Source organism: Mesorhizobium sp. M4A.F.Ca.ET.050.02.1.1, assembly GCF_003997725.1.
Lineage (GTDB): Bacteria > Pseudomonadota > Alphaproteobacteria > Rhizobiales > Rhizobiaceae > Mesorhizobium.
In genome coordinates, this window is the sequence record NZ_RZSG01000277.1 from 1 (window position 1) to 7,081 (window position 7,081).

Below are 7,081 nucleotides of genomic sequence, written 5' to 3' on the forward strand. Positions count from 1 at the left end.
TATGACGCTTGTCCGCTGCAGCGCCGCGCTAACCAATCCGCTTGGCGCTGCAGCGGACAAATAGGGGGAGAACTGTTACCTATGTATCCGGTTCAAACTGTTACCCATCTATCGGCTGGACACTGGCCGCAGCGCTGGCACTCCTTTCCGCAACGCTGATGATTGGCGAAATCGCGAATGACAGCGTCCCTCTCCCCGTCACTATGCGGGGAGAGGTGCCGGCAGGCAGGTGAGGGGCAGCGCCAACGCTGAAAAGGACGAAATTCAAGCTGACGCGAAGCGGCTTTCCCTTTGCAAGCCCATGCGCTAGTTCAACGAAGAGACAAACGGCAGACTGCCGGAACGGGGACGAACAACAGCATGGCAGGTGAAGACGAGACAACGCTGCGGTTTCCGGTCCTGATCGGCGACATCGGCGGCACCAATGCGCGCTTCTCGATCGTGCTCGACGCCAATTCGGAGCCAACCGAGCCGCAGATCGTCCAGACGGCCAGCTTCAACACCATCGACGAGGCGATCCAGGCGGCGGTGCTCGACCGCTCTTCGGTGCGGCCGAATTCGGCCGTGCTGGCGATCGCCGGGCCGGTCGACGGCGACGAGATCCCACTCACCAATTGCCCCTGGGTGGTGAAACCGAAGCAGATGTTCGCCAATCTGGGCTTGAGCGAGGTCGTCGTGCTCAACGACTTCGAGGCGCAGGCGCTGGCCGTCGTCGCGCTCGGCGAGGAGCATATGGAGAAGATCGGCGGCGGCGCGCCGGAGCCGAACGCCAGCCGCGTCGTGCTCGGGCCCGGCACCGGGCTCGGCGTCGCCGGGCTGATCTATGCGCTCAACCACTGGATACCGGTGCCGGGCGAAGGCGGGCACATGGATATCGGCCCGCGCTCGCCGCGCGATTTCCAGGTTTTCCAGCATATAGAGCGGCTCGAGGGTCGCGTTTCCGGCGAACAGATCCTGTGCGGGCGTGGCCTGGTCAATGTCTACCGCGCGGTGGCCAAGGCCGACGGCAAGCCGGCGCCCTTCAGGGCGCCGGCCGAGATCACCGGCGCGGCGCTGGCGAAGTCCGACCCGGTGGCGGAGGAAGCGCTGTCGATGTTCGTCACCTGCCTCGGCCGCACCGCCGGCGACCTCGCGCTGGTGTTCATGAGCCGCGGCGGCGTCTTCCTCACCGGCGGCATCGCGCAGAAGATCGTGCCGGCGCTGAAAGCGGGCAATTTCCGCTCGGCCTTCGAAGACAAGGCGCCACACAGCGCGCTGATGCGGGCGATGCCCGTCTATGTCATCACCCACCCGCTGGCGGCGCTGCTCGGCCTCGCTGCCTATGCCAGGAACCCCTCGCTGTTCGGCGTGCAGACGGCGGGGCGGCGCTGGCGGCTGTAGCGCTTCGCGCCCTGGTTGTCGGATCGCGAATCGCGCCGCGACGAAGTTTCGCCATAGGCAAGCCGCGACGGGAACGCTAAGAGGGGTGCCGAATTTCCAGACGGAACCACGGAACGACCCTCGATTTGAACCAGCTTCAACACCAAGCGACGGCCCGGCCCGGCGAGACCTGGGCGGTGCTGCGCCGCATCATTGCCGAAAACGGCCGTGAATACCGCTCGGCCTATATCTTCGCCACTCTCTGCCTGCTGACAGTATCGGCAACGACGGCCTTCACCGCCTGGGTGATGAGCCCGGTCGTCAACCAGATCTTCTATGAGCGGCGCGGCGATCTGATCGTGCTGATCTGCGCCGGGATCATGGGCTCCTTCATGCTGCGCGGGCTCGCCACCTATGGCCAGGCGGTGACGCTGGCCCGGATCGGCAACAATCTGGTGGCGCGCTACCAGAAGCGCGTCTTCGACCATCTGATGAAGCTTGGCGTCGGTTTCTTCAACGACACGCGTTCGGGCCAGCTCGCTGCGCAGGTCAACGAGAATATCAACGGCATCCGCGACCTGCTGTCGATGACGCTGACCTCGATCGCGCGCGACGGGGTGACGCTGGTCGGCCTCATCGCCGTCATGATCTACCAGGATCCGCTGCTATCGCTCTCGTCGCTGCTGATCGGACCGCCGCTGATCTACACCGTCGTCTATCTGATGCGCCGCGTGCGCCGCATCGCGCGCGAATCCGTGCAGATCAACTCGCGGCTGATCGGCGCCATGCAGGAGGCGACGCAAGGCATAGCCATCGCCAAGGCGTTCACCATGGAGGGGGAACTGGCGCGCCGCATCGGCAAGCTCGCCGAGAGTGCCGAGCAGCGGGGCAACAAGATCGCCCGCGTCTCGGAGCGGCTGACGCCGATTTCCGACATGTTGGCCGGCCTCGCCGTCACCGGCGTCATCGCCTATTCCGGCTACCGGGCGCTGGTGCTCGGACAGCCACCGGGCGCGGTCTTTTCCTTCATCACGGCGCTGATCCTGGCCTATGATCCGGCTCGCCGCCTGGCGCGCATGCAGGTTGGCATGGAGCGGTCGCTGGTCAACGCGCGCATGATCTACGAGCTGCTCGACCAGCAGCCACAGCAGGGCGACGCGCCGGGCGCGGTCGAAGTGAGGATCACCAGCGGCGAGGTGCGTTTCCACAATGTCTCGTTCCGCTATGCCGCCGACGCGCCGGTGCTTAAGGAATTGAGCTTTACCGCCGCCGCCGGCAAGGTGACGGCCATCGTCGGCGCATCCGGCGCCGGCAAATCGACGCTGGTGGCGCTGCTGCAGCGCTTCTACGATGTCGAGGCCGGCAGCATCGAGGTCGATGGCCAGGACATTTCGAAGGTGACCAAGCAGTCGCTGCGCCAATCGATCGCCTATGTCTCGCAGGCGCCCTACCTGTTCGAGGGCACGATCCGCGACAACATCCGCTATGGACGGCTTTCAGCCAGCGACGCCGAGATCGAATGGGCGGCAAAGCAGGCGGCGGCGGATGACTTCATCCGCCAGCAGCCGCAAGGCTACGACACGCCAGTCGGCGAGAACGGCGTGACGCTGTCGGGCGGCCAGCGCCAGCGCGTCTCGATCGCCCGCGCCATCGTGCGCCAGGCGCCGATCCTGCTGCTCGACGAGGCGACCTCGGCGCTCGACAATGAGGCGGAGGCGCGCGTCCAGGAGGCGCTGACCCATGTCATGGAAGGGTGCACGACGATCGTCATCGCGCACCGGCTGTCGACGGTGGTCAATGCCGACCACATCATCGTGCTGGAGGAGGGCCGGCTGGTCGAGGAAGGCACGCATGCCTCGCTGATGGCCGACCCGCACAGCGTCTATGCCCGCTTCCACCGGGTGCAGGGCAAGAAAGGGCTGGGGCTTGTCGACGACGCCAAGCCAATCCAAACTCCAGTCCAGCGCAGCCGCGCGAAGAAGGTGGTGGGGAGACAGGCATGAGCGAAACGGGGGATATGGGCCTGGTGGTGGTGGGCGCGGCAGGCCGCATGGGCCAGACGCTGATCCGCGCCATTCACACGATGCCGGGGGCGCGCGTCGCCGGCGCGGTCGAGCGGCCAGGCTCGCCCTATCTCGGCAAGGATGCCGGCGAGCTTGCCGGCATCGGTATCATCAACGTGCCGATATCGGACGATCCGTTGCCGGCCTTCGCCAAGGCCGACGGCGTGCTCGATTTCACCGCGCCCGCCGCGACCGTCGAATTCGCCGGCTACGCGGCGCAGGCGCGCATCGTCCATGTCATCGGCACCACCGGCTGCTCGGCGGACGACAATGCGAAAATCGCGGCGGCGGCGCGACATGCGACGATCGTCAAATCGGGCAATATGAGCCTCGGCGTCAATCTGCTGGCGGTGCTGGTTGAGCAGGCGGCGCGGGCGCTCGACGCCGACGATTTCGACATCGAGATCCTGGAAATGCACCACCGCCACAAAGTCGACGCGCCGTCGGGAACGGCGCTTCTGCTCGGTGAAGCGGCGGCGGCCGGCCGCGACATCCCGCTCACCGGCAACGATGTGCGCGTGCGCGACGGCCATACCGGCGTGCGCAAGCCGGGCACGATCGGCTTCGCCGCGCTGCGCGGCGGCTCGGTGGTCGGCGATCACAGCGTGATCCTGGCCGGCACGGGCGAGCGCATCACGTTATCCCACCATGCCGAGGACCGGGCGATCTTCGCGCGCGGCGCCGTAAAAGCAGCACTCTGGGCCCGGGCGAGGAAGCCTGGTCTCTACTCAATGCGGGACGTGCTCGGCCTGAGCTGAAGCGGCCTCTGCAATATTTTGTCCTTCGAAGGAGCAAACATGTCGAGAACCCTCGTGCTCGTGCGCCACGGCCAGAGCGAATGGAACCTGAAGAACCTGTTCACCGGCTGGCGCGACGTCGACCTCACCGAGCAGGGCCATGCCGAGGCCAAGGCCGCCGGCCAGAAGCTCAAGGCGCGCGGTCTGAAATTCGACATCGCCTTCACCTCGGCGCTGATCCGGGCGCAGAAGACCTGCCAGCACATCCTCGACGCCGTCGGCCAGAGCGAGTTGGAGACCATCCGCGACCAGGCGCTGAACGAGCGCGACTATGGCGACCTCTCCGGTCTCAACAAGGACGACGCGCGCAAGAAATGGGGCGAGGAGCAGGTGCATATCTGGCGCCGCTCCTACGATGTGTCGCCGCCCGGCGGCGAAAGCCTCAAGGACACCGGCGCGCGCGTCTGGCCCTATTATCTGCACGACCTGCAGCCGCATGTGCTGCGCGGCGAAACAGTGCTGGTGGCCGCGCACGGCAATTCGCTGCGCGCGCTGATCATGGCGCTGGACGGCAAGAGCGGCGAGGAGATCGTCAAGCTCGAGCTCGGCACCGGCGTGCCGGTGATCTACACGCTCAACGCCGATTCGACGGTGGCGTCGAAGGAAGTGCTGGAAGGCTGACCTTTCTTCCAACGGCGACGGGAGCGAGTCTCATCCTCTCCCCGTATAGTGACGGGGAGAGGGCGCGGTCGTCGCCGATTTCGTCAATCGTCACCGTTACAAGAAAGGCGTCGACGATGCGGCCGGCCCCTTCCCCCCGTCCCTATACGGGGAGAAGTGCCCGGCAGGGCGATGAGGGGCAGCACCAATATCGGCAAAAAAGCGCGTTGACACACATCGCTCGCCCGCTTACATGAGCCCGCACCAGCCCAGATGGCGGAATTGGTAGACGCGCACGGTTCAGGTCCGTGTTCCGCAAGGAGTGGAGGTTCGAGTCCTCTTCTGGGCACCATCTTTTCCCGACTGCCAACGGGATCAATAAGATAAGCCTTCAGAGTGTTTCGCCGGTAAACCGTGCCGCAGATGGACTGGCTCGCCGCGCGCAAGTAGCCGGAGCGCTTCAATGGGTCTCGACGCCGTCGTGTTCAGGCAGCTCGCTTCCTTAAGGGCCGAGTACCATGCCGACCTGGTGCTGGCCGATGAAGAAACGGGTGAGGCCGACCTGGCGTCGCTTCGGCTTCGTGATCCCTGGGCAGCCGCTGTAGCGTTCCACTACCGTTTTGGAAATATCGCCACTATCGGTCATCTTCGAGAGATCGTCGCCGATATTCTGACGGACCCCGACTCCGTGCTGCAAACTCGGGTGCTCTACTCCAGCAGCCATTCGGGAGACGTGATCGAGGCATCTGCTTTCGGTCAGATCCGCGAGGAGCTCGATACTCTTCGTTCCGTCGACATCCCTGAGATAGTGAAGTTCGTCGCCGGACTCGATGCCCTGATCATGTGTGCCGAGCGAGAGGGTAACCCAATCGTATTCGTTTGAGTGCAGGCGCCTGTGCTGAATTCGGGCATGGACGTGGGTCGACGATGACGACGCAGGGCGCAGCCTACCACCTCCCCATCCGACCAGGCGCCGAACAAACCGCTTCAAACCGGGCGACCTCGGCGCTACGGTCCGCCCCATGGCCCCTTCCGTCAGCCCGACCATTGCCGCGCGGCGCGACCAGATGTTTCCCGTGCTCTCAGATGTCGACATCGAGCGCATGCGCCGCTTTGGCGTGCCCAGAACCTATGCCGCCGGCGAGCCTATCGTGGTCGCGGGCACGGTGTCGCCCGGCCTGATCCTCATCCTGTCCGGCAAGGTCGAGATCACGCAGGCCGGCGGGCTCGGGCCGCGCGAGGCGATCATCTCCTACGGCGCCGGCAACTTCATCGGCGAGCTGGCGCAGCTTTCGAGCCGGCCGTCGCTGGTCAATGCTGAAGCCACCGAGCCTGTCGAAGCCTTCGTCATCCCCTCGCAGCGGCTGCGCGACCTGATGGTGCAGGAGGCCAACCTCGGCGAGCGGATCATGCGGGCGCTGATCCTGCGCCGCGTCGGCCTCCTGGAAAGCGGCATCAGCGGACCGATCATCATCGGCCCTTCCGGCAATGGCGACGTGCTGAGGCTGCAGGGCTTCCTCACCCGCAGCGGCCTGCCGCACCGCGCGCTCGATTCCGACACCGATCCCTGCGCCAGGACGCTGACCGAGCGTTTCCATGTCGATCCCCATCATTTGCCGATCGTGCTCTGTCCCAATGGCAAGCTGCTGCACAATCCGGGCGAAAGCGACCTCGCCCGCTGCGTCGGCCTGCTGCGGCCCGTCGATGCCAGCAAGGTCTACGACGTGGCGATCGTCGGCGCCGGGCCGGCGGGACTGGCGGCTGCGGTCTACGCAGCCTCCGAAGGGCTGTCGACGATCGTGCTCGACTGCCGCGCCTTCGGCGGGCAGGCGGGGGCGTCGGCGCGCATCGAGAACTATCTCGGCTTCCCGACCGGCATCACCGGCATGGCGCTGATGGCGCGTGCCTACAACCAGGCGCAGAAGTTCGGCGTCGAAATGGTGATCCCCGACGAGGCAAAGCTGCTCAGCGGCGACAGCAACCTGTCCGGCTACAGGCTCGATGTCGGCGATGGCGAGACGGTGCACACGCGCACGGTGGTGATCGCCAGCGGGGCGCGCTACCGCCGCCTCGATGTCGCCAATCTGGCGCAGTTCGAGGGCACGTCGGTGCACTATTGGGCGTCGCCGATCGAGGCGCGGCTTTGCCGGGATCAGGAGGTGGCGCTGGTCGGCGCCGGCAATTCGGCCGGCCAGGCGGCGGTCTTCCTGGCCAGCCAGGTGGGCAAGGTGACGCTGCTGGCGCGCCGCGGCAGCCTCCACG

Annotated in this window: 6 protein-coding genes and 1 tRNA gene; all 7 read left to right on the forward strand. The window is 66.0% G+C overall.

All coding sequences use genetic code 11. From position 1 onward, the window contains the following. The first annotated feature begins 360 nt into the window (after window positions 1-360). Entirely contained in the window at window positions 361-1,380 is a 1,020-nt protein-coding gene (locus tag EOA33_RS18595; RefSeq protein WP_126057296.1) for a glucokinase, read from the forward strand. A gap of 125 nt (window positions 1,381-1,505) precedes the next feature. Continuing rightward, entirely contained in the window at window positions 1,506-3,362 is a 1,857-nt protein-coding gene (locus tag EOA33_RS18600; protein WP_126057297.1) for an ABC transporter ATP-binding protein, read from the forward strand. Further along, window positions 3,359-4,180, forward strand: coding sequence for a 4-hydroxy-tetrahydrodipicolinate reductase (gene dapB / locus EOA33_RS18605; protein WP_126057298.1), 822 nt, complete (start codon window positions 3,359-3,361; stop codon window positions 4,178-4,180). Before EOA33_RS18600 ends, dapB begins: the two co-directional genes overlap by 4 nt. A 39-nt stretch (window positions 4,181-4,219) precedes the next feature. Beyond that, on the forward strand, window positions 4,220-4,840 hold the full coding sequence (locus EOA33_RS18610; RefSeq protein WP_126057299.1) for a 2,3-bisphosphoglycerate-dependent phosphoglycerate mutase: 621 nt from the start codon (window positions 4,220-4,222) through the stop codon (window positions 4,838-4,840). A 246-nt stretch (window positions 4,841-5,086) separates the two neighbouring features. After that, a tRNA-Leu gene (locus EOA33_RS18620) sits at window positions 5,087-5,171 on the forward strand. A gap of 111 nt (window positions 5,172-5,282) precedes the next feature. Then, on the forward strand, window positions 5,283-5,702 hold the full coding sequence (locus EOA33_RS18625; protein ID WP_126057300.1) for a hypothetical protein: 420 nt from the start codon (window positions 5,283-5,285) through the stop codon (window positions 5,700-5,702). Window positions 5,703-5,841: 139 nt separating this feature from the next. Beyond that, window positions 5,842-7,081 (forward strand): cyclic nucleotide-binding domain-containing thioredoxin-disulfide reductase (locus EOA33_RS18630; protein ID WP_127406252.1); only part of this gene is annotated, 1,240 nt, incomplete at its 3' end.